The 26,453-nt window shown below is 41.5% G+C and carries 30 protein-coding genes and 1 pseudogene; 16 read left to right on the plus strand and 15 right to left on the minus strand.

The window, feature by feature from the left end:
- Nucleotides 1-164: 164 nt before the first annotated feature.
- Nucleotides 165-737 (minus strand): type IV pilin-like G/H family protein, encoded by a 573-nt coding sequence (locus WKK05_RS00440; protein WP_341527865.1) that lies wholly within the window; start codon nt 735-737, stop codon nt 165-167.
- Nucleotides 738-943: 206 nt separating this feature from the next.
- Nucleotides 944-1,510: a Uma2 family endonuclease gene (locus WKK05_RS00445; protein ID WP_341530979.1), complete on the minus strand. Its 567-nt coding sequence runs from the start codon at nt 1,508-1,510 to the stop codon at nt 944-946.
- A gap of 92 nt (nt 1,511-1,602) precedes the next feature.
- On the opposite strand from WKK05_RS00445, the gene WKK05_RS00450 reads away from it, so the two are divergent.
- The 3 genes from WKK05_RS00450 (at nt 1,603) to trxB (ending at nt 4,078) form a co-directional block, all read left to right on the plus strand.
- Nucleotides 1,603-1,767, plus strand: a complete 165-nt coding sequence (locus WKK05_RS00450; protein WP_341527866.1) for a DUF2887 domain-containing protein — start codon at nt 1,603-1,605, stop codon at nt 1,765-1,767.
- A 410-nt stretch (nt 1,768-2,177) separates the two neighbouring features.
- Nucleotides 2,178-2,549, plus strand: a complete 372-nt coding sequence (locus WKK05_RS00455; protein ID WP_341530980.1) for a DUF2887 domain-containing protein — start codon at nt 2,178-2,180, stop codon at nt 2,547-2,549.
- Nucleotides 2,550-2,704: 155 nt separating this feature from the next.
- Nucleotides 2,705-4,078: a thioredoxin-disulfide reductase gene (gene trxB, locus WKK05_RS00460; RefSeq protein WP_341527867.1), complete on the plus strand. Its 1,374-nt coding sequence runs from the start codon at nt 2,705-2,707 to the stop codon at nt 4,076-4,078.
- 76 nt (nt 4,079-4,154) lie between these two features.
- Here trxB and WKK05_RS00465 read toward each other — a convergent pair whose 3' ends face one another.
- Nucleotides 4,155-4,568 (minus strand): putative toxin-antitoxin system toxin component, PIN family, encoded by a 414-nt coding sequence (locus tag WKK05_RS00465; protein ID WP_341527868.1) that lies wholly within the window; start codon nt 4,566-4,568, stop codon nt 4,155-4,157.
- Nucleotides 4,565-4,804, minus strand: coding sequence for a hypothetical protein (locus WKK05_RS00470; RefSeq protein WP_341527869.1), 240 nt, complete (start codon nt 4,802-4,804; stop codon nt 4,565-4,567). The genes WKK05_RS00465 and WKK05_RS00470 overlap by 4 nt, the downstream gene beginning before the upstream one ends.
- Before the next feature lie 144 nt (nt 4,805-4,948).
- Between WKK05_RS00470 and WKK05_RS00475 the strand changes: the two genes are divergently transcribed.
- From WKK05_RS00475 to WKK05_RS00500, 6 genes are all read left to right on the plus strand, one after another.
- Complete coding sequence (locus WKK05_RS00475) at nt 4,949-5,845, plus strand: ABC transporter permease (RefSeq protein ID WP_341527870.1); 897 nt, start codon at nt 4,949-4,951, stop codon at nt 5,843-5,845.
- A gap of 73 nt (nt 5,846-5,918) precedes the next feature.
- Nucleotides 5,919-6,140 carry a hypothetical protein gene (locus tag WKK05_RS00480; protein ID WP_341527871.1) on the plus strand — a complete coding sequence of 74 codons (222 nt, stop codon included), beginning with the start codon at nt 5,919-5,921 and terminating at the stop codon, nt 6,138-6,140.
- Nucleotides 6,141-6,365: 225 nt separating this feature from the next.
- Nucleotides 6,366-7,262 (plus strand): ROK family protein, encoded by an 897-nt coding sequence (locus tag WKK05_RS00485; RefSeq protein ID WP_341527872.1) that lies wholly within the window; start codon nt 6,366-6,368, stop codon nt 7,260-7,262.
- A gap of 3 nt (nt 7,263-7,265) precedes the next feature.
- Nucleotides 7,266-7,454, plus strand: a complete 189-nt coding sequence (locus WKK05_RS00490; protein WP_341527873.1) for a hypothetical protein — start codon at nt 7,266-7,268, stop codon at nt 7,452-7,454.
- A 167-nt stretch (nt 7,455-7,621) separates the two neighbouring features.
- Nucleotides 7,622-8,080, plus strand: coding sequence for a GNAT family N-acetyltransferase (locus tag WKK05_RS00495; RefSeq protein ID WP_341527874.1), 459 nt, complete (start codon nt 7,622-7,624; stop codon nt 8,078-8,080).
- Between the two features lie 132 nt (nt 8,081-8,212).
- A complete protein-coding gene (locus WKK05_RS00500; RefSeq protein ID WP_341527875.1) occupies nt 8,213-8,461 on the plus strand; it encodes a hypothetical protein in 249 nt (82 codons plus the stop codon).
- On the opposite strand, the pseudogene WKK05_RS00505 reads toward WKK05_RS00500, so the two are convergent.
- Both WKK05_RS00505 and WKK05_RS00510 read right to left on the minus strand, forming a co-directional pair.
- Nucleotides 8,456-9,016: pseudogene (locus tag WKK05_RS00505) on the minus strand (IS630 family transposase); the annotation flags it as partial. The gene WKK05_RS00500 and the pseudogene WKK05_RS00505 sit on opposite strands and share 6 nt — an antisense overlap.
- 28 nt (nt 9,017-9,044) lie before the next feature.
- Nucleotides 9,045-9,386, minus strand: coding sequence for an IS630 transposase-related protein (locus WKK05_RS00510; RefSeq protein WP_341530981.1), 342 nt, complete (start codon nt 9,384-9,386; stop codon nt 9,045-9,047).
- 40 nt (nt 9,387-9,426) lie between these two features.
- Here WKK05_RS00510 and WKK05_RS00515 point away from each other — a divergent pair, with 40 nt between their 5' ends.
- From WKK05_RS00515 to WKK05_RS00540, 6 genes are all read left to right on the plus strand, one after another.
- Nucleotides 9,427-9,753, plus strand: coding sequence for an ATP-binding cassette domain-containing protein (locus tag WKK05_RS00515; protein ID WP_341527876.1), 327 nt, complete (start codon nt 9,427-9,429; stop codon nt 9,751-9,753).
- A 54-nt stretch (nt 9,754-9,807) separates the two neighbouring features.
- A complete protein-coding gene (locus WKK05_RS00520) occupies nt 9,808-10,086 on the plus strand; it encodes a hypothetical protein (RefSeq protein ID WP_341527877.1) in 279 nt (92 codons plus the stop codon).
- 216 nt (nt 10,087-10,302) lie between these two features.
- Nucleotides 10,303-10,629: a DUF6825 family protein gene (locus WKK05_RS00525; protein WP_341527878.1), complete on the plus strand. Its 327-nt coding sequence runs from the start codon at nt 10,303-10,305 to the stop codon at nt 10,627-10,629.
- A 157-nt stretch (nt 10,630-10,786) separates the two neighbouring features.
- Nucleotides 10,787-12,472: an AarF/ABC1/UbiB kinase family protein gene (locus tag WKK05_RS00530; protein ID WP_341527879.1), complete on the plus strand. Its 1,686-nt coding sequence runs from the start codon at nt 10,787-10,789 to the stop codon at nt 12,470-12,472.
- Between the two features lie 17 nt (nt 12,473-12,489).
- On the plus strand, nt 12,490-13,224 hold the full coding sequence (locus WKK05_RS00535) for a Stp1/IreP family PP2C-type Ser/Thr phosphatase (protein WP_341527880.1): 735 nt from the start codon (nt 12,490-12,492) through the stop codon (nt 13,222-13,224).
- Between the two features lie 654 nt (nt 13,225-13,878).
- Nucleotides 13,879-14,076 carry an NblA/ycf18 family protein gene (locus WKK05_RS00540; RefSeq protein ID WP_162398757.1) on the plus strand — a complete coding sequence of 66 codons (198 nt, stop codon included), beginning with the start codon at nt 13,879-13,881 and terminating at the stop codon, nt 14,074-14,076.
- 459 nt (nt 14,077-14,535) lie between these two features.
- Here the strand turns inward: WKK05_RS00540 and WKK05_RS00545 are convergent, their stop codons facing one another.
- The 3 genes from WKK05_RS00545 to WKK05_RS00555 all read right to left on the minus strand — a co-directional run bounded on the left by WKK05_RS00545 (nt 14,536) and on the right by WKK05_RS00555 (nt 18,287).
- A complete protein-coding gene (locus tag WKK05_RS00545; RefSeq protein ID WP_341527881.1) occupies nt 14,536-16,089 on the minus strand; it encodes a serine/threonine-protein kinase in 1,554 nt (517 codons plus the stop codon).
- Between the two features lie 290 nt (nt 16,090-16,379).
- Nucleotides 16,380-16,820 carry a hypothetical protein gene (locus WKK05_RS00550; RefSeq protein ID WP_341527882.1) on the minus strand — a complete coding sequence of 147 codons (441 nt, stop codon included), beginning with the start codon at nt 16,818-16,820 and terminating at the stop codon, nt 16,380-16,382.
- Nucleotides 16,821-17,051: 231 nt separating this feature from the next.
- On the minus strand, nt 17,052-18,287 hold the full coding sequence (locus WKK05_RS00555; protein ID WP_341527883.1) for an anhydro-N-acetylmuramic acid kinase: 1,236 nt from the start codon (nt 18,285-18,287) through the stop codon (nt 17,052-17,054).
- Nucleotides 18,288-18,705: 418 nt separating this feature from the next.
- Between WKK05_RS00555 and WKK05_RS00560 the strand changes: the two genes are divergently transcribed.
- Nucleotides 18,706-19,464 (plus strand): PEP-CTERM sorting domain-containing protein, encoded by a 759-nt coding sequence (locus WKK05_RS00560; protein ID WP_341527884.1) that lies wholly within the window; start codon nt 18,706-18,708, stop codon nt 19,462-19,464.
- A gap of 177 nt (nt 19,465-19,641) precedes the next feature.
- Here the strand turns inward: WKK05_RS00560 and WKK05_RS00565 are convergent, their stop codons facing one another.
- The 6 genes from WKK05_RS00565 to kdpA all read right to left on the minus strand — a co-directional run bounded on the left by WKK05_RS00565 (nt 19,642) and on the right by kdpA (nt 26,195).
- Nucleotides 19,642-20,811, minus strand: a complete 1,170-nt coding sequence (locus WKK05_RS00565) for a universal stress protein (RefSeq protein WP_341527885.1) — start codon at nt 20,809-20,811, stop codon at nt 19,642-19,644.
- Between the two features lie 321 nt (nt 20,812-21,132).
- The gene (gene kdpC, locus WKK05_RS00570) at nt 21,133-21,735 is read right to left on the minus strand and encodes a K(+)-transporting ATPase subunit C (protein ID WP_341527886.1); all 603 of its coding nucleotides are present in this window, start codon (nt 21,733-21,735) and stop codon (nt 21,133-21,135) included.
- Between the two features lie 94 nt (nt 21,736-21,829).
- Complete coding sequence (locus tag WKK05_RS00575; RefSeq protein ID WP_341530982.1) at nt 21,830-21,910, minus strand: potassium-transporting ATPase subunit F; 81 nt, start codon at nt 21,908-21,910, stop codon at nt 21,830-21,832.
- An 18-nt stretch (nt 21,911-21,928) separates the two neighbouring features.
- Nucleotides 21,929-22,102: a hypothetical protein gene (locus WKK05_RS00580; RefSeq protein WP_341527887.1), complete on the minus strand. Its 174-nt coding sequence runs from the start codon at nt 22,100-22,102 to the stop codon at nt 21,929-21,931.
- A gap of 188 nt (nt 22,103-22,290) precedes the next feature.
- Nucleotides 22,291-24,387: a potassium-transporting ATPase subunit KdpB gene (gene kdpB / locus WKK05_RS00585; protein ID WP_341527888.1), complete on the minus strand. Its 2,097-nt coding sequence runs from the start codon at nt 24,385-24,387 to the stop codon at nt 22,291-22,293.
- A gap of 122 nt (nt 24,388-24,509) precedes the next feature.
- Nucleotides 24,510-26,195, minus strand: a complete 1,686-nt coding sequence (gene kdpA, locus WKK05_RS00590) for a potassium-transporting ATPase subunit KdpA (RefSeq protein ID WP_341527889.1) — start codon at nt 26,193-26,195, stop codon at nt 24,510-24,512.
- Nucleotides 26,196-26,453: the final 258 nt, after the last annotated feature.

Below are 26,453 nucleotides of genomic sequence, written 5' to 3' on the forward strand. Positions count from 1 at the left end.
CGAAGTAATAAGATGGGTAATATTATGAAGTTCAGGGAGTATTTGACGATTATCTAAATAAATTAAAGTGGATAGATTTCTCTATCCACTGATGTACAATACCTAAATCAGCTTAAGGATTTGATTAAGGTGTTGAGTAGTTACTTGAAGAGTGCATAAACTATTTACTTAGCCAAAGAAGTATATCCATTGTGACATTTTGTGGCAGTACCATCTGCTGGGATATTAGTAGCATCAAATGATTCATCAGCTTTTTTGGCATCTGCATTATTTCCAGGCAGGTCTGATTCACATAATAAAGCTACAGTCGTTGCTTCACTTGTAGCTTTAACAGTTGATACCCCTACGCCACCAAGATAGACTTTGAGGGGACTTTTGTCGACTTTAAGTTGTGCATAATTGGTCACCATAGTTGTGCTAGCATCCCTAATGCCATATGTATAATTTTCAGTTTGTGTTTTGACCCCTAGTCCTAACTTACCGAAATCATCCTTTCCAGCAAAACTATTATTTTCCAGATAGTAAGCTTGCTGCGCTCTGTTCATTGCACCAACAGTTGTTTTTGCTTCAACTTGTTTGGCTTTGTTAGCTTGGTTAAGGAAAGAAGGTAGAGCGATGGCAGACAAAATACCAATGATGATAATTACAACTAATAGTTCAATAAGTGTAAAACCTTCGTTTTCTTTCTTTTTGCCGAGGATGTGTTGGAGGAACTTAGCTTTTAATTCGGTTTTCATACGTGTTTTCCCAGGGGTAGAAGTTGTTTCTCTGTTCTAGATGTAACTTACCCACTTGCGATCAGTTTCCTATCACCTTGGGAAAAAAAGTTTGCTGAGATTCCGATTACACAATCCAGAATCCTTACGTCTCAATAAATACAAACATAAATAAGCCCCTGCTATTTCCTAAGGGCTAAATTTTCAATTTCGATTGTGAGAGTGCCTTATTCAAACTCAGGTGGCCACAGTTCTGATACTGCCAGTTCCCAACTTGGTAGCAAATCCGGTAGTGTAAGCGTGTTTCCATTCTGCAACATCACTGGAGCTTGGTTTAGTCGGTAAACCGTTACTGTCAATTTGTCAGGGTCAATCAGTATGCCGACTACAGAACCAAGTTGCAAGAATAGCTGAATTTTCTCTTCTAGCGGTTTAATCCTGTCGCTTTTAGATTTAATCTCAACCATCAGTTCTGGAACTAATTCCACAAAGTCGCGCTTAGTTTTCTTAAGCCGATCAGCTTTTATAAAAGACACATCAGGCGATCGCAAATTTCTTTTTTCAGGGTCGTCCTCTTCTATATTAGGTAGGATGAAACCTGCACTAAAGCCAGTCACTCGTCCTAGCTTACGCGACATTACCCAGATATTCAAAAATGCTACCAAGCGAGAGCCAATCTCAGCCGCCTCGTAATCTGATGGGCTTGAAACTATAATTTTTCCCTCTACCAGTTCCATCTGCCATTCAGGATACTCAGTTTGTAGTTGCTCTAAGTCTGTAATGGTGAGGGATATAATACACCAAATAATGCTTCTATATCTATCATACGTACCTTAACTTATCAGAGCTACAATATGTTGTGTCCAAAAAAAAACGGCTATAGAGTTTGCCATTAATAGCATCAATGAAAACAGATGTGATTTTTTATGAACTTATTAAGGAACTACCACAGATATTTTTTGAAATAATTGATCAACCTGATACTAATCCCAACATCTACACATTTATTGCACCTGAAATCAAACAACAATCATTTCATTTTGACGGTTGATTTTCTCCTATTAAGGGATTTGAAAATGAACCCTTATACTTTGTAGAATTGTAAACCTATAAAGATGAAGAATTTTACGAGCGACTTTTTGGGTAGATTTTTGTTTACTTCCGTCAATATAAACCAGCAAACTCAGACTGGTAAGTAAGTGGGTACAATTATTTAGAAGACGCATTTCGACTTCGCTCAATGCTCGTTAGCCTGACTAGAAGAGGGTTGAGCGCAGTTGAAACCCGGCAATTTAAAGTTAGGTTTAATTTAGCCCTTCTACTTATGCAATTGTTATATACGATAAACGCATTCATGAAACCCCACCTCACCCGCACTTTTGGGTTTTAATGGAACAGCATATACGCTACATTTATCTGAATTAACTTTCTACTAGGGCTGAGGATTTCTTAGCGATATGAATTGCTAAACTATTTATAGAAACACCTACAAAAGCTACTTCCTTAGCCCAACAGCTAATCACTCAGGCAAGAGAAAACTTCACCGATGAAAATCTTCAAAAGAAAGTGATAGCATTTATCCAAGCCATTGTATTTTATAAGTTTCCCAATCTTGCTTTAGAGGAAATTGAAGCCATGCTTGATTTAGATGCATTCAAAAATACTCGGTTGTACGAGAGTATCTTAGCAAAGACAAAGCCGGAAACAGAACTAGAAACAAAATTGAAATTAGTCCCAAAACTTACTCAGAAAAGTATGAGTATTCAAGAAATAGCAGAACTGCTAGAACTAGATACTGAAATTATCAGAAAATATCTGCAAGAAGAGTCTTAGCAGTTAAGAGGATGTTTTAAAAGTTTTGAGCGCATAGTGTTGTAGGCGTTTTGCGTAGGCGTAGCCCGTCGCAGACATCGCTTACTATCTGACATAGCAGATCACATTTTGCTATGCTATACTAAGCGTAGTCGTTATGAGTTCGTGTAGTTGTCATGACTAACCCTACAGTAGAAAACTTAGTAATTATTGGTTCTGGGCCAGCAGGGTATACAGCTGCCATCTATGCCGGACGTGCTAACTTGAAACCCGTTGTATTTGAAGGTTTCCAAGCCGGGGGGTTACCTGGTGGACAACTTATGACAACGACGGAAGTAGAAAACTTTCCTGGGTTTCCCCAAGGTATTACCGGGCCGGAACTTATGGACAAGATGAAGGCTCAAGCAGAGCGTTGGGGGGCTGAGTTATATACTGAGGATGTGATCTCAGTTGACTTGAGCCAGCGCCCTTTTACCGTGCGCTCAGAAGAGAGAGAAGTAAAAACCAACAGTATTATCATTGCCACAGGTGCAACAGCAAAGCGTTTGGGCTTACCCAACGAACATGAATTTTGGAGTCGCGGTATTTCCGCTTGTGCGATTTGCGATGGTGCTACACCAATTTTTCACGGTGCAGAATTAGCTGTGATTGGTGCTGGCGACTCAGCAGCGGAAGAGTCAATTTACCTCACCAAGTACGGTTCTAAGGTAAATATGCTAGTACGCACCGATAAAATGCGGGCTTCTAAAGCTATGCAAGACCGAGTTTTAAGCAACCCCAAAATCCAGGTGCATTGGAACACAGAAGCCGTGGATATTTACGGTAACGGTCATATGGAAGGCGTGAAAGTCCGCAATACTAAAACTGGTGAAGAAAGCCAACTGCACGTCAAGGGTTTATTCTACGCCGTTGGTCACACTCCTAACACCTCTTTATTTAAAGGGCAACTAGAACTCGATGAAGTAGGTTACGTTGTCACCAAAAACGGTACTGTAGAAACGAGTGTAGAGGGTGTTTTCGCCGCTGGCGACGTGCAAGATCATGAGTTTCGCCAAGCCATTACAGCTGCTGGTACTGGCTGTATGTCAGCGATGTTAGCAGAACGTTGGTTGTCCTCCACGGGTTTGATTCAAGAATTCCATCAAAAACCAGAGACAGCAGATAATGAATTAGAACATCAGCAAGCCGCAAAGAAAACTGAAGCCGAGGAAGAAGCTGGGTTTAATTTGAATGCAACTCGCCATGAGGGAGGTTATGCTTTACGGAAATTATTCCACGAAAGCGATCGCCCGCTCCTTGTTAAATACGTCTCTCCTGGTTGCGGCCCTTGCCATACCCTCAAGCCAATATTAAATAAGGTAGTCGATGAATTTGACGGCAAAATTCACTTTGTGGAAATCGACATCGATAAAGACCGAGATATTGCTGAGAATGCTAATGTCACAGGAACACCGACAATTCAACTTTTCAAGAATAAGGAACTGGTGAAGGAAGTTAAAGGCGTGAAGCAAAAGAGTGAATATCGCCAATTGATTGAAAGTAATCTCTAACGATTGGGGAAGATCCGTTGCGTTGGGGAGTAGGGAGTGGATGCTAGAAAATCAATTTTGACTCTAGCCCAATTACTTACTCCCCTAGATCACAAACTAACCTGTTAAATAGAGACACAGAAATAATTGTGGTATTCACTAAACTTTGTGCCTGATTAAAATCAGAATCACCCGTAATCAAAAAATCTGCCTCTGAAGCCATAGCACAGGCTAAAAACTTAGCATCTTGTCTGTCTCTAGGAAAGTCAATTTCCAAATTAACATCAATTAGCGTTATCAATGTATCAATAATTTCAAACCATTCCGTTTTAACTTGATCTGTCAATTTAAACTTACTGCGACTTAACACAGCCTTATATTCCATAACAATTGCTTCAGAAGCTATCCATTCCCAATCGGGATGATCAACAATAAACTGAATAACTGCTCTTGTTACTCTACCCTTAAGGACAGCAGAAACTAAAACATTTGTGTCAATAACAACTTTCATTCGCCACGTCGGTAAGCTTCAATTTCTGTTGCTATTTCTGCTTCTGTAATCTCTTGTACTTCTGGTAGTGACTGTGTTTTGTCAAATAAATCTTTCAATTTTTTACTGATTTCTGCTTTTTGGTTATCTTCAGCCAAGATAATTATTTCTACCCGCTGTCCTGCTTGAAAAGGCAGATCAGATAATATCACTTGCTTTGGATCTGTAATAGTGATGTATTTTTTGTAAGCGTTCATAATTTCTCTATTAACCTGAACTTTCTCCCTAGTGTACCTCTGTCATCGCTAGGAACCAGTCAGACTTTTATCATGTCCAGTCCCCAATCCCTACTCTGATATGTAAAATGGTCAGCGTATCTTGCTTAATGCAGGCGATCGCACATGACCATCACAAAACGGCAACTGCCAACATTTTTACGTTTTTCCCAAAATTTAAATCTTTCGCAGCAACTTATGCTTATAGGGTTAGCCATGACCCTATTTTTCATCTTCATTGCATTCTTTGCTCCTGTATTTCAGGCTTTAGGATGGCTCCAAAACCCTGAAGATTTCTTATCTAACCCAATTCAAAACTCACCTTCAGCTAAACATTGGTTTGGTACTAGCCGACTGGGTTATGACGTGTTTTCGCGCACAGTGTTCGGCGCTCAAGCTGCTTTGCTAGTAGTGGTTTTAGCAACAGCGCTGAGTATGTTTATTGGTGTGCCTTTGGGCATGGTGAGTGGCTATCTCGGCGGTAAGTTAGATAAGGTTTTGCTATTTATTATGGATAGCATCTACACCTTACCAGGGCTGCTGTTGTCTGTGACACTGGCGTTTGTGGTAGGACGTGGAATATTAAATGCTGCGATCGCTATCAGCATTGCTTACATCCCCCAATACTACCGCGTTGTCCGCAACCACACTATTAGTGTCAAAACTGAAGTATTCATCGAAGCGGCTCAAGCAATGGGCGCTTCTACTTGGATTGTGCTTTCTCGATATCTATTTTTCAACGTTATTCAAAGCGTACCTGTACTATTTACCCTTAACGCCGCCGATGCAATTCTAGTGTTGGGCGGTTTAGGTTTTTTAGGGTTAGGACTTCCAGAAGAAGTGCCAGAATGGGGACACGATTTAAGACAGGCTCTAGAAGCGCTACCCACGGGCATTTGGTGGACTACGCTTTTCCCTGGTTTAGCGATGACATTAATGGTTGTAGGGTTATCATTACTGGGTGAGGGGTTAAACGAATTTGTCAATCCCCGATTACGGCGAGAAAATAGTATTCGAAAATAGTCAGTAGTTAGTGGTTAATAACAAAAAAACCAATGACTAATGAAAAATAACAAATGACAATAGAGAGATTTGAGTGAAAGATAACCTGACGTTAATTGCTGCCGCTACTGGCGGATTTATACTTTCCGTGGCGCTTGCTGGTATTTTACGTGGTGCGCCAATTACAGCTTGGCAAGAGCAATCAAGTTTTCGTAACACGACTGTTGCTAATTTTCGACTCGCACCCAATAATAAGACGGAAAATCAAGAATTTTTTCGCGCAAAGGCAAAGCAGGATGCTGCAAAGAGAAGTTAGAAGTGAGGAAGCTTCCGCTCTAAACTTCTCCTAAAGGAGACCAAGGCGTAGCTTGCTTCCCCGTAGGGTACAAAGAGTTTCCCCCGTTGAGCAAGCTATCCATTGCTAAGAAATGCTCCTGTGTAAAATTCTGGCGAATTCAATATATGACTTGTACAAAGCTTTACTAAAATATTTTTTAAAGCTTAAAAATGCACTTTTGTGGCTTGGTGTGAGGATTTAATATTGGTGAATTCCCAAGTAATTGGTATTGATGTCGGGGGAACAGCGATTAAGCTGGGGCGATTCTATCAAGATGGTACTTGCTTGCAGTCTTTGAGTGTAGCAACTCCCCAACCAGCTACACCAGAGGCGGTGCTAGCAGTAATGGTAGATGCGATCGCCCAAATAGATCCAAATGATCAAGCTGTGGCCATTGGTGTTGGAACTCCAGGCCCTGCTGATGCCATAGGACGGGTTGCGAAAATCGCCATTAATTTACCAGGATGGCTTGATGTGCCTTTGGCAGATTGGTTAGAAGCCAAAACTGGCAAGCCTACTGTCATCGGTAATGATGCTAACTGCGCCGGGTTGGGAGAAGCTTGGTTAGGTGCAGGTCGTTCCTTTCAAAATCTGATTCTGCTGACTTTAGGGACTGGGGTTGGTGGTGCAATTATCCTTGATGGCAAATTATTTGTTGGACATCAAGGAGCAGCTGGAGAATTGGGTTTAATTACCTTTAACCATGAAGGCCCAATATGTAATAGTGGCAATCATGGCTCTTTGGAACAGTATGCCTCAGTTACTGCAATTCGCCGTCGTACTCTCAAGGAACCCGCTGAATTAGGCGCACTTGCCCAAGCGGGAGATACTGAAGCCTTGACTTTTTGGCATAACTATGGTGAGCATTTGGGTATTGGTTTGACGAGTTTGCTTTATGTGCTGACCCCAGAAGCGATCGTGATTGGTGGTGGTATCAGTGGCAGCTTTGAGTTTTTCTTACCAGCGGTGAAGGCAGAAATTGAAAAGCGAGTCATGCCGACATCACGCGCAGGTTTACAAATCTTGCCAGCGGAGTTAGGTAATTTTGCTGGGATAGTGGGTGCAGCAAAATTAGCGTGGCAACATCATTCGGGATTTTAGATTATGGTTCAAATAATCGCAGCCAGAGAGATTAGTCTTTACGAATTAGAAGAAAAATTCGGTTTGCAAGTTGCTACAGACAACAACTTATTTCCAGAATGGACAGAGAATTTACTAACTCTGACTGATGAAGAAAAGCAAGGACTTGAGCGAGTCAAAAGCAACTATTTAAACTTCATTTTTCCAGACTGAGCCGCTTATAGTAAGAAAGGAACAGCCGAGCCAGCCATAGCTATCTGCCTACCATAAGCGATAGCCGTTCGCGCTAGCGTCTCCATAGGAGAAGGCTTAAGCTTCGCTTATCGCATCGCACTCCGATAAATTAGCTCCAAAACTTGTTAAAAGATTACGCGCATCCAATGTCAGCCATTATTACAAGGGAACGCCCAGATACGTTCGATGCCATCAGCTTGATTACAGAGTTGGAAGCCCTTCTGGAACCCCTTTATCCTCCTGAAAGTCGTCACGGGTTCAGTATCGACAAGTTGCTTGCCGAGGATGTAGCATTTTTCCTGCTGTATACAAACAAGACGCCAGCGTGTTGTGGCGGCATTAAATTGGTAGGCCATGAATATGGTGAGATCAAGCGGATGTATGTGCGTCCACAATTCCGTGGATTAGGGTTCGCGAAGTTGATGCTCAATCATTTGGCAGACTATGCTCATGCTCACAACATCACGTTGCTGCGCTTAGAAACTGGAGTTTACCAACGAGAAGCAATTGGGCTTTACGAGCGACTTGGCTTTTACCGCATTCCCCCGTTTGCTCCCTATACTGACGATCCACTCAGCCTGTGCTATGAGAAGCGGCTTACATGATAATTTAGCATCCATCGAAGATTTTTGTAGAACATGGATAGGTCTATTGACGCTTACTTCATCAGCTTTTTTAATTTTTAATTCCGGGTAGTAATATTTCTCAATGGCAGTATTGACAGAACAGCCGCAGGATTGATTAAAACCAAAGCAGAAGCGTCAGCCGGAACTGCGAAAAAGAAACATGAGGCAGCAGTAGCAAAGGCTACTCAAAAGGTCACAGTTACGAAAGTAAAAACAACGAAGACGACAAGTATCGAGATAGGAGAAAAAGGGCAAAAGCGCAGGAATCTGATTGATATTCAGGGTGCAAATCTTTGGGTATCAGAAAATTTGTTACTTGAGAACATTCAACTGCATATACAGCAGATTGCAGGTTTATGAAGTACAGTAACAGCAGTGAATAAACCAGTTTTTTAGATGTTTGGGATTGACTAAATTAAGTGCAGTAGCAATTAATTGATCGACCATTTTTGTAGTGTTGGGAGAAAAGGAGCGTAAAAAAGCCTTGAGTTGCGACCACCAATTTTCAATAGGGTTAAAATCGGGTGAATATGGTGAAAGATATTGAACTCTTGCACCAATGGATTGAATCAAAGCTTCAATAGAAGCTAGTTTATGAGCAGGAAGATTATCCATCACAACAACTGCGCCTGGCCACAACTGGGGAAGTAAACACTTTTCGATGAACACCTCAAAAGCATTGCCAGCCATCGACCCATTTAATGTCATTACCGCCAAGACTTTTTGGAGGCTGATTGCACCAATAACCGTTACTTTTGACCCACGGTAAAAGGGTTTTTTGTCATATACCCGTTGTCCTAATGGGCTTCTAGCATGAGAGCGTGTAAACCCTAACAACACCCCCATCTCATCCAAAAACACCAGATTTTCAGGTTCTATGTGTTTGACTTGCTGCCAATAATCGTTCCTGAGTTTTTGAACTCGGTCGCTTGCACCTTGGCTACTACATAATGTTTTTTTTTCGAGTTAGTTGCAGTCTTTGTAACGCACGGCACATACTATTTGTACTTACCCATTGATTATAAGTTTCCCCCCAATACTGGCAGTATTCATTCAAGGTTGCATCTGGATATTTTTCCACCATTTCGACCAGTTGAGTTTTATACTTATCTAACTCACTCTTCATACTCCCACCCTGCTTGCCTGGCTCCAGATGACCTTTAATTTTCTTCTGTTTGAGTAGTTTTTGTATAAAAGCTTTGCTCACATCAAATCGATAGGCTACTTGTCTGATTGAGGTGCTTCCTTGTTCATAGGCTTGGACTATTTTTTCTCGAAAATCAATGGACTAAGCTTTCATTTTTAGTATTGATGCACTGATTTTAATGTACTACAATTACCCGCAATCTGCTGTATCTTCTGGCGATCGCATTGCAATTGTCGGCGCGAATGGTTCAGGTAAATCGACTTTAGCAAAAGCAATTCTGGGAATGGAGAAGCAAACAGCAATTTTGAAATCCGGTGATGTGTTGCTTGCACTAGCCATGAAAGCTGTATATCTTGATCAAACCTATAAACTAGTGAATTGCCAATACACAATTTTGGAAAATATGCAAGCTGCTAATCCCAGTCTCAGCTATCAACTTTTACGTCAACAATTGGGACACTTTTTGTTTAAATATGATGAGGTTCACAATAGTGCATCTGTGTGAAGTGGGGGTGAGTTAGCAAGATTAGCGTAGGCGTAGCCCGCCGCAGGCATCGCTATGGTCAGCATCTCAGAAATTGACCTGCTGATTCTTGATGAATCGACTAATAACTTAGATATTGAAACCGTTGAGCAAATGGTTGAAGGTATTAATAAGTTTCAAGGTGCGCTGTGGGTAATTTCCCATGACCTAGACTTTCTCAGCCGGATTAATATTACCCAAAGTTTCAAATTGAAAGAGCAAGCTCTACAAATTACTACACATCTGCCCAGTGAACCTGAAGAATTATATCAAGAACTACTAGACAGAGTTTGTTTAAATGCGACCATTGTTTAAACCATAATCTGAAACTGTTATTCTTGGCGACGGTTAGTTTGACAAAACTTGCTCCAAGCGCAGTAATTATCTATCACAGGGCTTAGCGCACCTAGAGTTAGTAATGCTGCATTCCTTGTTAGATTATCACTTTGGCAAAAGCCTATCACTAAAGCAGAAGCCGCAATGCATACGGGCAAGTTATAATTCTTTTGCGGACGAGCGTAACAAAAATTTATGAGTAACCCCCTTGTGCAAGCCTTTTTCGTAGGTAGAGCTGTAGCTGAAGTAATTAATGAGCGTTTAGAGGTCGCCTTGACCGATGCTTTGAGTGAACTGGGCAAATTTGATGCGGAAGCTAGAGAGGAACTACGCCAGTTTACAGAAGAAGTCCTAGAGCGAGCAAATCGGGCAGCAGAAGCTGCTAATACTGGTCAAACTACTACACCTAGTGGAAAACCCAGTTCCGGTTCAGTTGACTTGCAAACAGATATTGATGAATTACGAGCAGAAATTGCCTTGTTGCGAACAGAATTGCAACATTATCGCCGAACTTCTGCATAAATTTATTCATTGGTTATTAGTCAATAGTCATTGGTCATTAGTCATTAGTCAAAAATTATTGGCAAATGACAAATGACACTTTATTAAAAACAGTTTAGGAACTGAAGTGTCTTTTCTTCCAGGTGATTCGGTTACAAACCAACGGTACGCAAAGCATATGGAACAAGGTTATTCAGATAAGGCATACCGTTGGAATCGTGAAAACTACTCTAGCAGACGGCGATTTGTAGACATTTGGTCTTTTGTCTTGACCTTAATGTTTAAGCTTTGGCTGTACAACAAATCTTGGAGTTACACAGGTGGTGTAACTGAGGCAAAGCAAGCTGCAAGACGTAAAAATCAAGCAGTGTGGATTCGCAATACCTTGTTAGATTTAGGCCCAACTTTTATTAAAGTCGGGCAATTGTTTTCTACTCGTGCTGATATATTCCCTATTGAATATGTAGAAGAGTTAGCAAAGTTACAAGATAAAGTACCAGCATTTAGCTATGAGCAAGTAGAAGCAATAATTGAGCGAGAGCTTGGTAAGAAAATTCCTGAACTTTTCCAATCTTTTGAACCTATTCCCCTAGCTGCTGCTAGCTTAGGGCAAGTACACAAAGCCGTGCTGCATACGGGAGAAGCAGTTGTTATCAAGGTACAGCGTCCTGGATTAAAGAAGTTATTTGAAATAGATTTACAAATTCTAAAAGGAATTACCCGTTACTTTCAAAACCATCCCAAATGGGGACGTGGACGAGATTGGATAGGTATCTACGAAGAGTGTTGCCGCATTCTTTGGGAAGAAATCGATTATCTCAATGAAGGACGTAACGCCGATACTTTTCGTCGTAACTTTCGTGGCTATGACTGGGTGAAAGTCCCAAGAATTTATTGGCGTTACACCACCTCGCGTGTGCTGACTTTAGAATATCTTCCTGGCATCAAAATTAGCCAATACGAAGCTTTAGAAGCAGCCGGCTTAGATCGAAAGGCGATCGCTCGTCAAGGCGCTCAAGCCTATTTACATCAGTTGCTCAATAGTGGCTTTTTCCACGCCGATCCTCATCCAGGTAATATTGCCATTAATCCAGATGGCGCTCTCATATTCTATGATTTCGGTATGATGGGGCGAATTAAGTCAAACGTCCGGGAAGGACTGATGCAAACGCTATTTGGCATAGCCCAAAAAGATGGCGATCGCGTTGTTCAGTCGCTCATCGAATTAGGCGCGATCGCCCCAACGGATGATATGGGGCCAGTGCGGCGTTCTGTCCAGTATATGCTGGATCATTTTATGGATAAGCCCTTTGAAAATCAATCAGTCGCAGCAATCAGCGACGACCTTTACGAAATAGCTTATAATCAGCCATTTAGATTTCCAGCAACTTTCACTTTTGTGATGCGAGCCTTTTCTACTCTAGAGGGGGTAGGCAAAGGTCTAGATCCAGAATTTAACTTTATGGAAGTTGCCCAACCTTATGCAATGCAGCTTATAACCGATATGAATGGTTCTGAGGGGAATAGTTTTCTCAACGAATTAAGTCGCCAAGCAGTTCAGGTAAGCACTACCGCTTTTGGTCTACCACGTAGATTAGAAGATACACTAGAGAAACTAGAGCGGGGAGATATGCGCCTGCGGGTTCGTTCTATAGAAACAGAACGCCTGCTGCGTCGGCAGAGCAGTATTCAGCTATCAATAAGCTATGCTCTGTTAATCAGTGGTTTCACGCTTTCAGCTACGATCTTAGTAGTTAACCATTATGTATGGTTGGCTCTGCTGCCTGGTTTAATTGCAGCAGGTATATCAGTGCTTTTGATTCGATTACTTCTACGCCTCGACCGTTATGACCGTATGTATTAATTGTTGAAGAAAAATTTATGAAACTTAATTTCACGGGTTTTAGCGATCCGGGACTTATTCGTTCTAATAATCAGGATGCTTACTATGTCGACCCTGAAGGGCGATTTTTCATAGTTGCTGACGGTATGGGTGGTCATGCGGGAGGAGAGGAAGCAAGCCGCATTGCCACTCATGAAATTCAAGCGTATTTAGTGGAACATTGGCAATCTTCTAAATCTTCCCAAGAATTACTAGAACAAGCCTTGTGGAGAGCCAATGATGCAATTTTGCAGGATCAGCAAAATCATCCGGAACGCGCTGACATGGGTACAACAGTTGTAGCGGTAATTTTTCGCTACCCAGAGTCGGCTTGGTGCGCTCATGTTGGTGACTCGCGGCTATATCGCTTCCGCGAATCAGAATTAGAGCAGGTAACAGAAGATCATACTTGGGTTGCACGGGCAATCAAAATTGGTGACATCACCTCAGATGAAGCACGAGTTCATCCTTTTCGCCATGTGTTATCACGCTGTTTAGGACGTGAAGACTTACATCAGGTAGATGTACAACCTTTGGATGTGAAAATTGGCGATCGCTTGCTGTTATGCAGTGATGGTTTAACGGAAGAACTTATTGATCACAAAATTGCTCGCTACCTCCAAGACACCCCCTGGCTTGACAAAGCAGCCCTTGCTCTAATTGAAGCTGCAAAAGAGGAAGGTGGACACGATAACATCACTGTTGTTATCGTCGCACTAGAAAATAGTCAATAGTCATTGGTGATTCAAAAAAGGATAAATGACCCTTTGCGTGAGCGTACAGCACCCGCTACTCTATCTTGGCAATCTCCTCCGCAGAAGGCACGCCGATTGCTCATGAAGAGCCACTCCGTTGGCTCAAAAATGACAAATCCGGTAAATATACTCATCAATTTGTTCAGCCTGAGCATTTTTCCTATTTACAACTTGATACAAATATTTTTAACCTCTTTAATTAGCTAAAGAGGTTAAAATTACATAAATTAAGTAATTGACTTCTTGCACCTGATAAGGTATGGCGACTACAATGCACGCTTAATACCTTTCCTTCCCCTTTTTTATCAGGGAAATGTTAGACAAATGCACCCTAGCTGGAGAAGTTTCGAGTATTGGAAGGGAAAAGACGAAAATTCTTACCTGTCTAGCTTTCCAACTGCCAAACTTTCCCGAAATCTGCCTCAGCGGACTTGGGATATATATCAGTAGAATCAGGTGCAGTATCTCAGTTAAAAAAAAGTCCTTACTTAAGATATGGGCAGATTGTCAAACACTTGTTATCTTTCGTAATACGGAGGTACAAATGTGGGGCAGAAAAAAGTCCAAATATTATCCCAATTTGGGCTTCTGTGAACGATATCACCTTTACACCTTGTCTTTTCGGAGTTAACTATGAGCCAACCCATCGAATTATCTTTGGAACAGCAATTCAGCATCCGCTCATTTGCTACTCAAGTACAGCACATGAGCCATGATCAAGCTAAAGACTTTTTAGTCAAGCTTTATGAGCAAATGGTTGTGCGTGAAGCAACTTACCAAGAGCTTTTGAAGCATCAGTGGGGCTTAGATTCCGGTTCCACTATGGCATAGACCTTTTCTGATGTCGCAGTGGGCGACCTCCTTCTCTTGCTTAGTTCCAAGGAGGAAAAGAGCTGGGGATGCCGGGGCGTCAACTCCAATCAGTAGTTCCAAAAGCGTAGCGTAAAATTTTCATTCAGAATCTAAACCAAAACTAGCAAGCTTTGCAATAGTATATTTTTTGGAATCTCCATTTCCTGCAAGCTTAAGCTCAAGTAAATTGTTTGGGTCAATTAAAATAATTCACACGACTAACGCCATGAAAACTTTACCCATTCACGTTTTATACTCCTTGGATTATCTCCACAGGAAGATTTACGCAGGCTAGCTTCTACAGCTAAAATTTACGATATCCATACTTTTTATAACTAAAACTTACAACTGTATATATTTTTGTTTATAAAACTTTACATTATCTGATTTATTATTTCTTTTGCTAAATGTAGTATATGTAATATAAAATAATTATTCTTAGCCGGAAAGGTCGTGTAAAGAATCTGTATCAATACCTTCTAGCTTTGCCAAAATTTGAGGCTTAATCTTTTCGTACTCTTTTTTAAGTAAGTTTTTACTAATTTGAGGGTCAGCAGAAGATACCAAGGTTTTGCTCGTTGTGATCCATTGTTGCAATCGTAGGCGTTGGGCAGGGGCAATACTAGAAACTAGGATATGGCTACAGTGACTTGGTGTTTCTCTGGCAAAGAACAAGAGACGATAGTAACCTGTGTGCTGTAGTAAGCAGGCGATGTCTTGACCAAGACTAGTTTTAAGATCAAGGTAGTAAGGTAACCATTTTGCACCATTTTTGCGATTGTAGATAACGGTTATCCACAGCAGCATCGGGTGGGGAATAGAGATGAACAGAAATTGATTGTAGCGTGTACAAAGTAAACGCTTTTGAATTTCTTGTTGCTGTAACATCACCCACAGCGCTGGCAAAACCTCCTCCTTCGTTTGAACAGGCTGAGAAAACACAATATCAGCAAGTGGTTTATTTTGGGGCCAGGAAATCGCACGACCAATTTCATCATTTGATAAGGATACCCGCAAATCAGCTTTAGCCTTTTTTTCAAGGACAGGCTCAACTGTAGTAGCAATAGCTAATGCATGAATACCTTGTTTAATTTTAGGTGTGTAGTCATGCTGTTCTAGAGATGCTAAAACTTTTAAGATTTCACTGATGCTTTGAGGGCGATCGCTTGGTACTTTAGCTAAACAACTCATCACCAAATTTTCTACATCCTTTGGCAATCCCAATCCAGGTGCGACCTCAGTAAAAGAACGTGGTTTTTGATAATGATGTGTCTTATACCATGCACCAAAAGAATGAGCAGACACCACTAGTGGCATCTGTCCTGTGAGCATCTCAAACATCATGACGCCCAAACTGTAAATATCCGAGCGGTTATCTAGTTCTTTCCCCTCCATCTGTTCGGGAGAAGAATAAGCCAGCGTCCCCAAATAAAATTTCGTATGATCGCCATCTGACTGAATTAATTTAGCAATACCAAAGTCTAAAACCTTGACTAATTCTCCAAAACTGGGGTCTTGAATCACCAGGATATTACTAGGCTTAATATCGCGGTGGATAATTGGGCAGATTGTGTTGTCAACTGGGATGCCATTGTGAGCGCATTGCAACCCCAAGCTGACTTGTCGGATCATACTGAGGAATCTAGCTAAAGGCAGTTTTTGGTTGCGGATAACATTGTTCAGGCTTTGCCCTTGTAGATATTCCATGACATAGAAAGGGGTGTTCTTGTCATCTACCCCATAATCCATGACACGGACAATGTGAATGCTTTTTTGTCCTAATAAAGCACAGGTTTTCGCTTCTCGCTCAAAGCGGTCTTGCAATCGCATCTTTTCGTTTTGGATTGACAGAGCGAGAAACTTAACAGCGACAGGTACGCCTCCCAACAAAAGATCCTTAGCACGATAAACTCGACCCATTGCTCCAGTACCAATTAACTCTTGAAGCTGGTAGCGTTTGCTAAGTAGGCGGCCAATGTTGGGGTCTGACATAGAAAATTCGACTTTAATGTTCAACAATTCTATCTGCCCACTAGACAGCTTTAGAGTGTTTAGGTGGGAAAGTTTGATCAAAAAAATGGAACGGGTAGATTTAGCCAAATGTTTTATCCCATTCCCAACTTTGTTTTTGATTTAATTTTAGTTTGCCCAATTTTTATGAATTAGTTATAAGTCAATAGTCATTAGTGAGCCAGCGACGTCTGGGATTTCCCCATGAGCTACTAGTAAACCCGTAAGGGTAATTAGAATTAGTAATCATCCTGGATAAATGACTGTTATTTTTACTGACGCTCCAGACTGGCTTCCATTGTATTCGTCAAAAAATGGCCTGCTAAGATGCCACTGCTAAGGTAGTATGTATCACCTGAAATTTGGTGTAGGGTTTCAAAGCCACTACGACGCTGACGATCGCCCAGTACCCAGTAACGCTGCACAATGGTATCTAGACCAATCCAGCCCTCACCTTCAATTTGCCCCAAAAGATTGTGCTGGAGTAAAAAAGTATACTGACGCTCTCCATCGTGTAGACGCCCTTTGTATTGCAAAGATATTTCTGAGCGATCGCTACCTGGAAATATCAGCTTTGTAGCCATAGTGAACCAATTATCTCGATTCCAAGCCACCAAAGTCATACCCTTGACGCTGATTGGCATCCCATTGCGTTCCAGCCAACTACCTTGCATAGCCCAGCGTCCTGGTTCCAGTAAAAAAGTATGAGCCACCTTCTAATTCCCTGCTTTGATCCAGTAATACCAAAACTACAGTTATAGCAGTGCAGAGTATTGAGTGGGTCAAGGAGCAGGGGAGTAGGAATTTCATTGTTAATGCATCGACCTGTAAAATTAATTCACAGCAGATTTCAATTTGGTACAGTACACAAACTAGCGCTCAAACACAAGCAAAAAACCTGTTTTACTTCTGGCTCCTGCCTTTTGCCTTCTACCTCCTATCTCCTAACTTTGGTGAATTTCTCCTAAAAGCATTTCTCGCGGTGCGCCAGTTACAGCAGGTAGGTTACCTGGAATATTCAAATGTCGCCAGTATGCCAAAACTGCAAAAGCGATCGCTTCTTTAAAATCTGCACTTAAGCCAACTTCATCTGTAGTTAAGACTGGCACGGGTGCTAACAATAGCTGTAATCTTTGTTTTAAATAAAGATTGCGACCACCGCCGCCACATACTAATACCCGTTGTGGCATTTCCGGTAGAAAAGTGCGATAACTATGGACAATTGAAGCTACTGTGAGTTCAGTGAGAGTTGCTAGTATGTCTGCGGGGCTAAGTTGGTATGCTTGGGCATCTTTTAAACACTGATGTAGGTAAGTAACCCCAAATAATTCTCGACCAGTGGATTTAGGGGGCGGCAGATGAAAGTAATCTTGACTTAACCATTGTTCTACCAATGGATAGCAAGGAGTGCCACTCGCTGCCCAATTGCCATTTTCGTCATAAGTTTTAGTGCCAGCGCTTAAATGTTGCACTGCCAGATCAAGGAGGCTATTTCCTGGCCCTGTATCCCAACCGCGAATCTTTTCAAGCCAGTTCTCATACTGGGGTGGAAGATACGTAACATTACCAATTCCCCCTATATTTTGAATACAGCGCCTTTCCTGGGAATGACTGAGCAAATAGGCATCTACTCTGGATACAAGAGGCGCTCCATGTCCACCAACTGCCATATCAGCAACACGGAAGTTACTCACAGTTGTAATACCCGTGAGATAGGCAATTAAAGCACCACGCCCTAGTTGCAGAGTGTAGCCTAAAGACTGGGTACTAGGGATTGGGGATTCGGTACTAGGAAGAATTTTTTCCAGTCCCAAGTTCCCAGTTCCCAGCCCCCGAACTCCTGGTGGCCGATGATAAACAGTTTGACCGTGGGAGCCAATCAAATTAGCTGGTTGATGACCGATTTGAATATTTTGGGCGGCTTGGGCAAATGCAAGGGCGATCGCATCATCTATTTCTGCCAGTTCTGCCATTGAGATGGCTTCTCCAGCACAAACTGCTAATATTCTTTCTCTGAGGTCTGTGGGGTAGGGATATGTGGCCCCAGCTAACAACTCTATTTTTAGATCCAATTCTCTGCCGGAAATCTCGACCAAGGCAGCGTCTATACCATCTACGGACGTGCCACTAATTAAACCAATAACGCGTTGACAAACTGTAGTTTGTTCAGTCAGTTGCATGGATAGAGGTTTTTTTGATTGCATTGGGTAGTTTAAGTCATGCTGCTGTCTAAGTCAAAAAAGCTCAAATAGCAAAGTTGACTAGAAAAGGAAACGGCTGACTAAAAAATTTTGTCTGTTATCTTCATTAGTTTTTAACAGAGACAGAACTCTAAAATACAGATTCTTAATCTCATGAATATTATCTCAGTAATATTTAATTTATATGTAAGGTATAGATATTTTATCCGTTTGTTTAAAGTAAAATTACTTGTTTTGACTTTGAAATTTTATCCAATTAATTACTCCATACATCGATTAGTGTTCAGGTAGAAATCCAGTAATTTCATCGTGTTCTTTATTAGTAAGTTAATTACATAATACATTCAAAGCCCGTTACTCATCTATCAACACACAAAACTAGAGCTTTTAAAAAATTATGTTTCTTAAGAAAATTACTTGCATTGCTGCTCTATCTGTATCTGCGATCGCCTCATTTACTTATGCAGGTTCTGCTCATGCTATTTCCTTCAAAGTGACCACAGGAGTAGCAGCCCCCAACGGTGCAACTGACGAAGGTGCTTATTCTGAGTTTACTCAGTTGCCTGGTACAACCACTGTTAACTTCAATGACGGTAAAGTCCCAACCACTGGATTTGCTCAGTACTCATTTGAGAATAACAGTGGTACAAGTAGCGTTAGGTCAGATGTATGGGCGCCTGCTGGTGCAAAAGGCGAAGTCAATAACACTAACTATTTAGCAGTTTTCAATGGCGATAAAGTCACTATTAACCTTGAGAGTTCCCTAAATTATTTTGGTATTGACTGGGGGGCTATCAGTGCTAATAACACATTCTCCTTCTATAATGGCGATACTCTGATCAAAACATTTACGACTGCGGATGTAGATCCGGTTGCTCCGATTAAAGCCTCCCAACATGGCGGACAAGGCAATGGCTTCCTTCACTTCTACTCAGATAGCAGCAACGATATCTTCAACAAGATTGTTATCTCCCAAAGCAGCACAGACGGTGGTGGATTTGAAAGCGACAACCATTCTTTCCATCAAGGAACTGGCAGATTTACAGGTTTTGATCCTAAGTCTGTTCCTGAACCTAGTGTTACCTTGGGTATGCTGGCTGTAGGTGGTATGTTTCTGGCTAAGCGCAAGAACCAGAAGTTGCAAGACGCAAAGTAATCTTATCAAACACGAGTCTTGGCGTGGGTACTTAGATAAACTCGCGCCTTATTCATTGATGTATATTCTGGATGGAATACAGGTTTTTTTAAGGGCGCACAGCTAGCTGTGTGCCTTTAAGCTATATTGCGTTTATATAAATAACTTTCTGTTCTGGTCTCCTAACGACGGCTTCCCTTAAGATAATGTTGAGCGTTTGGAAGAAGCTATTTTTTCGCTGGCAATAATATGTAAATCAATATTTTTGAGCAAGCGGACTAATTTTTGAGTTAACGAACCCTTTAACAGGATTTGCCAGCGAGATCGCTGACTTTCACCGATGACAATCTGAGTAATGCGATATTTCTCTGCAACTTGGGCGATCGCATTGGCTACGTTATTGCTAGTAACACGAAGAAAAGTTCCTTCAAATTCTTTGCACAATTTCTCACAAGTGTGGATATGTAAGCTTTCCTCTTTAGTGAGAAAGCGTTCTGGATCGGCGACAAATAAAGTATACAGCGGAGCATTCATGTAGTTAGCAAGTCTGGCAGCTCGGCGTAACAATTGTATTGAGTTGGGATAAGTAGATACGCACACCAAAACGCGTTCGTGAATATTACAAAATTGCCCGTTGGGGGTAGTGGCAATCGCATTTTCTTCTACGTTGTCTGCTACTTCTCGCAAAGCCAACTCTCGCAAAGCAATCAAGTTTCGGCGTTGAAAAAAGTTATCGAGGGATTGTTGAATTTTTTCCGATGCGTAAATCTTGCCTTCTAATAACCGTTCTTGTAGCGTCTCTGGTGTAACATCTACTAGCACTACTTCATCTGCTTCTTCCAGGATGCGGTCAGGAACACGCTCACGTACTACTACGCCAGTAATCCGGGCTACCAAATCATTGAGACTTTCCAAATGTTGCACATTCATTGTGGAGTAGACATCAATGCCTGCTGCCAAAACTACTTCTACATCTTTGTAGCGTTTTTCGCGTGGAGAATCAGGGACATTAGTATGGGCGAGTTCGTCAATTAAGACTAATTGAGGCGATCGCTTGATAATTGCACCCGTATCCATATCTGTAAGTGTTAACCCATCGCGAGGAAATTCCTGGCGCGGTATAATCTCCAGACCATTTGCCTTTTCTGCTGTCTCTTTACGTCCGTGGGTTTCCAAAAGCCCAATGACTACATCAATTCCTTCGTGTTTAAGTGCGTGTCCTTCTTCTAGCATCCGGTACGTTTTGCCTACACCAGGAGCCATGCCAATAAAAATTTTGTGTTTCCCTCGCCGTGTCGGATAAAGGGAGGAATTTGCAGATATCGCAGGTTTAGTACTAAACAAACCAGTATTAATATCATTTAACATTACAGTTTTACTAATTATTTATATTTTAAGTTTGATTGACTAGGTGTAGTTAAATATACGCACATCTGAGAAGTTTTTTTCAATAACACTTAAGTAGACTTTTCTTTACCCCAAATACCAAACCTGGGATATTCTGCTCTGCATCCCCAAACTTTCATAGCTTCAAAAGAACAGACAAGCATTATCAGCTAATGATCACGCACCTATACGCTTAGCATCCCCAATTAAATAGGGCTACAAGCAAAGCAAGTGTGTAACTCAGATAACACTAGTTAGTAAATTGTTGCCTGTTAAAGGCTACTGGGAGGATCAAGGCTATAGTTACTTATTTTGCTTGCGATTGAATTCTTGGAGGTCAAGAGCGTAATTTAATCGGAGAATATTGACTCCTGGTTCACCAAAAATCCATAAAAATCTACTATCAGTATACTTATTAATTAAACGTAATATCTCATCATCTTGGACTCCACGGGCGCGGGCAACTCGTATCCGTTGTTCAAATGCTGCTTTTAAAGAAATATGGGGATCTAAGCCAGAGCCAGAAGTATAAATTAAATCAGCGATCGGCTGAATATTTTCGTCTCGTAATTGATTGCCCTGCTCAACAATCCGCTTGAGTAACTCTGGATTACTAGCAGCGAGATTGCTAGCACCAGATATCCCAGTTGGCTTAGCTTTTTTTCCTTGGCTGTATCTGACAGTACTAGGACGACTATGAAAATATTGGTCGGATGTAAATACTTGACCAATCAAAGCTGAACCAATTGGTTCATTTTTTAAATTTAGTGTGACACTGCCGTTAGCTTGAAACGGAAAGAAAACTTGACCTACTACAAGGATTATCAGAGGATAGATGATTGCAGTAAGCAACCAAAGCATTAGAGGTATGAAAATTGCTCTGATAGTTTCTCGAATAAAAGCCATAATAAATTTTCCACTCTCTCCCAGTTTTGAATTTTGCGGAAACTCTGAGGAGAGTAAACCTCTAATCAGAACTTTCCAAGACGAATTCTTAATTTTATAAGAAGCGTTCAGGTTTAAAAATGACAGCAAACAAGTAAATTACAATTGTTATAGTTATAAACCCTAAGATTCCAATTTTCCAAGTATAACGAGGTTATAGCGTGCTGTTAGCAGCATAAAAAACTGGAGTAATTACCACATTCAAGCACAGCATTATAAAAATAGCGAGTGGCAGGTGTTGTTTACGCCATTGTGACCAAATAAAGGAAATCGCCTGCATGACATCCATCGTGAAAAACTTCTCCCAAACATTGACTTTTTTGTTCATATTCTTCTTCTTAATCGTTCTCTTAACAGGTAAAATTAAAAATAAAACTAGAGCAGTATACTACAAATAACTATGGAGTAAAAAGTAACGCAAAGGCTAATATTCTTAATTTTCTTACCTTCTGCCTCTTTGAAGTTTTTCCACTTGTCAAAGCTCAAGAAAGCACTTGCCTCTGCCTTCTGCCTTCCTTAAGCTAACCCCACATATGTAATTAACATATCTATTAACTTAATGGCGATAAATGGTGCTATTACTCCACCGAAGCCATAAATTAAGATATTCCGTTGTAGCAGCTGATTAGCTGTCAGGGGTCTAAATCGCACACCCTTTAACGCTAAGGGAATCAAAGCAGGAATAATCAAAGCATTATAAATCAGTGCTGATAATACAGCAGAATTAGGGCTAGTTAAACTCATAATATTCAGGTTTTGCAGATTAGCAGCCGCAAAGATTACTGGGATAATCGCAAAGTATTTAGCAATATCATTAGCAATGGAAAATGTAGTCAATGCCCCACGAGTAATCAGCAATTGTTTGCTGATGCTAACAATATCGATCAGTTTTGTCGGATCTGAGTCTAAATCCACTATGTTGGCAGCTTCTTTGGCAGCTTGTGTACCTGTATTCATGGCTACGGCGACGTTAGCTTGGGCTAATGCTGGAGCATCATTAGTTCCGTCTCCTGTCATGGCAACCAGTTTGCCTGCTTTTTGTTCTTTTTGAATGACTGTGATTTTGTCTTCTGGTGTGGCTTCGGCAATGAAGTCATCCACCCCAGCTTCTTTGGCAATTACAGAAGCTGTAATCCGATTGTCCCCAGTTAGCATGATTGTACGTACCCCCATCCGCCGCAGTTGATCAAAGCGATCGCGGATACCTGGTTTTACAATATCTTTGAGATAAATGACGCCGTAAATTTCATTATCTAAAGACACTGCTAGGGGTGTACCTCCCAATCGGGATACGCGTTCGTAAGCAGTATTGAGTTCCGGAGTTTCACGTCCATTACGAGAACGAACAAACGCTTCAATAGCTCCTACTGATCCTTTCCGCACCTCATGTCCACCAGGTAAATTTGTACCACTCATGCGTATTTTGTCGGAAAACTGTACTGCTTCTGCCTGATTAGCATCAAAATCGAACTTTGCGCCTAATTTTTCTGCCAGTCGGACAATTGATTTACCTTCTGGTGTATCATCGAACACACTAGCAGCCCAAGCTACATTAGCAATTTCTGCTATTGAATGACCATTTATGGGAATAAACTCTTCTGCCAAGCGGTTACCCAGGGTAATCGTACCTGTCTTATCAAGAACTAGAATGTTGATATCTCCACAGATTTCTACTGCTCGTCCTGATTTAGCAATCACGTTATATTGGGCAACTCGATCCATACCAGCAATTTTAATGGCACTTAGTAACCCACTAATGGTTGTAGGAATCAGCGCTACTAATAAAGCTATCAAAATTGGCATACTGACTGGACTGTTGACATAGTAGGCAAGTGCAGGAAGAGTTGCTACGACAAACAAAAAGACTAAGCTGAGAACTGTCAGCAACACCGTCAGATCAATTTCATTCGGTGTTTTGCTGCGTTCTGCACCTTCCAGCAAGGCAATCATCCGGTCAATAAATCCTCTGCCTGGGTCAACGTTGACACGGATAATCAGTTCATCTGAGATAATGCGCGTACCGCCAGTAACAGAACTGGCGACGTCTGAGCCTGATTCCTTCAATACTGGTGCGGATTCCCCAGTAATTGCTGATTCATCTACTGAGGCGACACCCATAATTACTTCCCCATCAGCGGGAATGATATCACCAGCAACAACGTACACAGTATCACCCTGTCTGAGGTTGGTGGACGAGATTTCTGTAATTGCACCATCAGGAGCGAGCTTTTTCGCGATCGTTTCTGATTGAGTTGACCGCAAAGCATCGGCTTGGGCTTTACCTCGTCCTTCGGCTACTGCTTCGGCAAAGTTGGCAAACCATACAGTAAAGAACAAAATCCCTGTCAACAAGCCGTTGAATAGTTGCGGGTTTTTCTGCGGAACTTGCCCAAATAAATCGGGATCAATCGTTACCGCTAGGGTGATGATTGTCCCCACCCAAACCAAAAACATAACTGGGTTTTTGATAGTGTGTTTGGGATTGAGCTTGACAAAAGCATCCCTGGTTGCTCTCAGATACAGTCTTTTATTATTTACTCTGGCCTTTTTGCGTGCTTGACGGCGATCGCTAGGACGAGAACGTGAAGGTCTATTTTTGGAGGTACTTGCCACTTGATTTAGGGAGTGGGGGAGTGGGGGAGTGGGGGAGTGGGGGAGTGGGGGAGTGGGGGAGGTAAATTAAATAATCATTCTTATTCCCCCCTCTCCCTATCTCCCTATCTCCCCCTCTTCTTCTAATTGCCAGATGCTAATTTAAAACCTTCGGCTATGGGGCCTAAAGCTAGAACAGGAAAGAAAGTCAGTACGCCTAAAATTAAAGTCACTCCAGCTGTGATACCAGTAAATAGCACTGAATCCGTTTTCAGAGTACCAGGGGTTTCAGGGACTGGTTGTTTACGAGACATACTGTCAGCTAACAGTAGGATGGCAATAATCGGTATGTAGCGTCCTCCTAGTAAGCTAACTAGAGTACTCAAGTTCCACCACAGGGTGTTATCCCTCAATCCCTCTAAACCTGAGCCATTATTTGCTGCGGCTGAAGCATATTCATAAACTACTTGGGAAATACCGTGATAGCCAATGTTGCTAATTCCAGACAGAGAGATGGGGTAAGCTAATGCGATCGCACTTGGAACCAAAATCAGAATTGGGTGAATTAACAACACTACGCTGGCAAGGATAATTTCCCGCTTTTCAATTTTGCGTCCTAAAAACTCTGGGGTGCGTCCTACCATTAGCCCAGTTAAGAACACGGTGATAATTAGATAAATGAACAGATAAGCTGTCCCAGTTCCCTGTCCTCCCCAAACAATCTGGACAAACAAGTTAAATAATGTCGAGAATATTCCTTGTGGCATTAAGGAATCGTGCATCCCGTTAACTGCGCCACACATGGTAGCGGTGGTCATAACTGCCCATAATGCTGTTTGCGCCCAGCCAAATCTGACTTCTTTACCTTCTAAATTGGGCTGTTCTAATCCAAAGGCGGCATTGACAATGGGGTTACCTTGCAGTTCTGCGATCGCTGTTACCCCAACCAGAATTACAAAAATCACAAACACCATCCAGAAAAGCAGCCAAGCTTGTTTGATGTTGTTGGCAAACAAACCGTAGGTGTAAATCAATGCTGCGGGAATTGCAATCATGGCGATGGTTTCTATTAAGTTAGAAGCACCGTTGGGATTTTCAAAAGGATGGGCTGAGTTAACATCAAAAAAACCGCCACCGTTGTCGCCTAACATTTTAATCATCTCAAAGGATGCTACTGGCCCTCTGGCAAGATACTGCGTTCCTCCTTCTAGAGTTCTCACAACCAAAGTTTTGGCTAATGTTTGTGGTACGCCTACTACAACTAAGGCGATCGCTCCAATAATCGATATTGGCAGCAATATTCGCGTCACCGCACGAGTCAAGTCAACGTAAAAGTTTCCTAGTCCTCTACCTGTCAACCCACGAATAAAGGCAATCCCTACCGATAAGCCAGTAGCGGCTGAGGTGAACATCAAAAAACCTAAAGCTGCTACCTGGCTAAAATAGCTGAAAGTTGTCTCACCAGAGTAGTGTTGCTGGTCGGTATTGGTCAGAAAGGAAATAGTGGTGTGTAGCAAAATATCCCAAGTAGTAGCACCAAAGCTATTGGGATTCCAAGGTAGGCGTCTCTGAAAATACAGCAGCAAATACACTGAAACGCCCATGACTAGGTTGCTGTACAGTACCGCCCTGGCATACTGCCAACCGGTCATATCGTCTTTTCTACGAACCCAAGCTAATACGTAGATACTTCGCTCTATTGGGTTCATTAAGAAATCAAGCAGTGTTCTTTCTCCCAAGAAGACACGCGCCATGTATCTTCCTAATACCGGAGTTATTGCTACAACGATACACAGCGTTAAGCCAATTTGCAAAAAACCTTGTCCCATGTATTTCGCGCTCTATTAAATAAATTTATGTGCTACTAAGCCAAATTATTACAACTAACAGATTATCTGTAGGGTAATTGCATTTAGAGCAATTAGGGGATATCTCATATCACCTCAATTCTTCTATTCAATCTGGTTTTAGTATTTTCAGCTTTTAAATATTTGTCAGATGCTGATTAAAGTTTCTGTTAAGAATATTTAAATTTTAGTTTAATTCCTTTATTTTGCCAGTTAATATTATTTTTTTTATACAATACA

Origin of the sequence: Nostoc sp. UHCC 0302 (genome assembly GCF_038096175.1) — a bacterium.
Classification (GTDB): domain Bacteria; phylum Cyanobacteriota; class Cyanobacteriia; order Cyanobacteriales; family Nostocaceae; genus UHCC-0302.

Excerpts from the sequence above, each read along its gene's own strand:
- WKK05_RS00530 (WP_341527879.1), top strand. The coding sequence starts at position 10,787 with ATGGAACAAGGTTATTCAGATAAGGCATACCGTTGGAATCGTGAAAAC.
- WKK05_RS00560 (WP_341527884.1), top strand. The coding sequence starts at position 18,706 with ATGTTTCTTAAGAAAATTACTTGCATTGCTGCTCTATCTGTATCTGCG.
- WKK05_RS00490 (WP_341527873.1), top strand. The coding sequence starts at position 7,266 with ATGGTTCAAATAATCGCAGCCAGAGAGATTAGTCTTTACGAATTAGAA.
- WKK05_RS00535 (WP_341527880.1), top strand. The coding sequence starts at position 12,490 with ATGAAACTTAATTTCACGGGTTTTAGCGATCCGGGACTTATTCGTTCT.
- WKK05_RS00520 (WP_341527877.1), top strand. The coding sequence starts at position 9,808 with ATGGTCAGCATCTCAGAAATTGACCTGCTGATTCTTGATGAATCGACT.
- WKK05_RS00515 (WP_341527876.1), top strand. The coding sequence starts at position 9,427 with ATGTACTACAATTACCCGCAATCTGCTGTATCTTCTGGCGATCGCATT.
- WKK05_RS00525 (WP_341527878.1), top strand. The coding sequence starts at position 10,303 with ATGAGTAACCCCCTTGTGCAAGCCTTTTTCGTAGGTAGAGCTGTAGCT.
- WKK05_RS00465 (WP_341527868.1), bottom strand. The coding sequence starts at position 4,568 with ATGAAAGTTGTTATTGACACAAATGTTTTAGTTTCTGCTGTCCTTAAG.
- WKK05_RS00470 (WP_341527869.1), bottom strand. The coding sequence starts at position 4,804 with ATGAACGCTTACAAAAAATACATCACTATTACAGATCCAAAGCAAGTG.
- kdpC (WP_341527886.1), bottom strand. The coding sequence starts at position 21,735 with ATGGCTTTTATTCGAGAAACTATCAGAGCAATTTTCATACCTCTAATG.
- WKK05_RS00555 (WP_341527883.1), bottom strand. The coding sequence starts at position 18,287 with ATGCAACTGACTGAACAAACTACAGTTTGTCAACGCGTTATTGGTTTA.
- WKK05_RS00565 (WP_341527885.1), bottom strand. The coding sequence starts at position 20,811 with ATGTTAAATGATATTAATACTGGTTTGTTTAGTACTAAACCTGCGATA.
- WKK05_RS00495 (WP_341527874.1), top strand. The coding sequence starts at position 7,622 with ATGTCAGCCATTATTACAAGGGAACGCCCAGATACGTTCGATGCCATC.
- trxB (WP_341527867.1), top strand. The coding sequence starts at position 2,705 with ATGACTAACCCTACAGTAGAAAACTTAGTAATTATTGGTTCTGGGCCA.
- WKK05_RS00580 (WP_341527887.1), bottom strand. The coding sequence starts at position 22,102 with ATGAACAAAAAAGTCAATGTTTGGGAGAAGTTTTTCACGATGGATGTC.
- kdpA (WP_341527889.1), bottom strand. The coding sequence starts at position 26,195 with ATGGGACAAGGTTTTTTGCAAATTGGCTTAACGCTGTGTATCGTTGTA.
- WKK05_RS00475 (WP_341527870.1), top strand. The coding sequence starts at position 4,949 with ATGACCATCACAAAACGGCAACTGCCAACATTTTTACGTTTTTCCCAA.
- WKK05_RS00545 (WP_341527881.1), bottom strand. The coding sequence starts at position 16,089 with ATGTCAGACCCCAACATTGGCCGCCTACTTAGCAAACGCTACCAGCTT.
- WKK05_RS00540 (WP_162398757.1), top strand. The coding sequence starts at position 13,879 with ATGAGCCAACCCATCGAATTATCTTTGGAACAGCAATTCAGCATCCGC.
- WKK05_RS00440 (WP_341527865.1), bottom strand. The coding sequence starts at position 737 with ATGAAAACCGAATTAAAAGCTAAGTTCCTCCAACACATCCTCGGCAAA.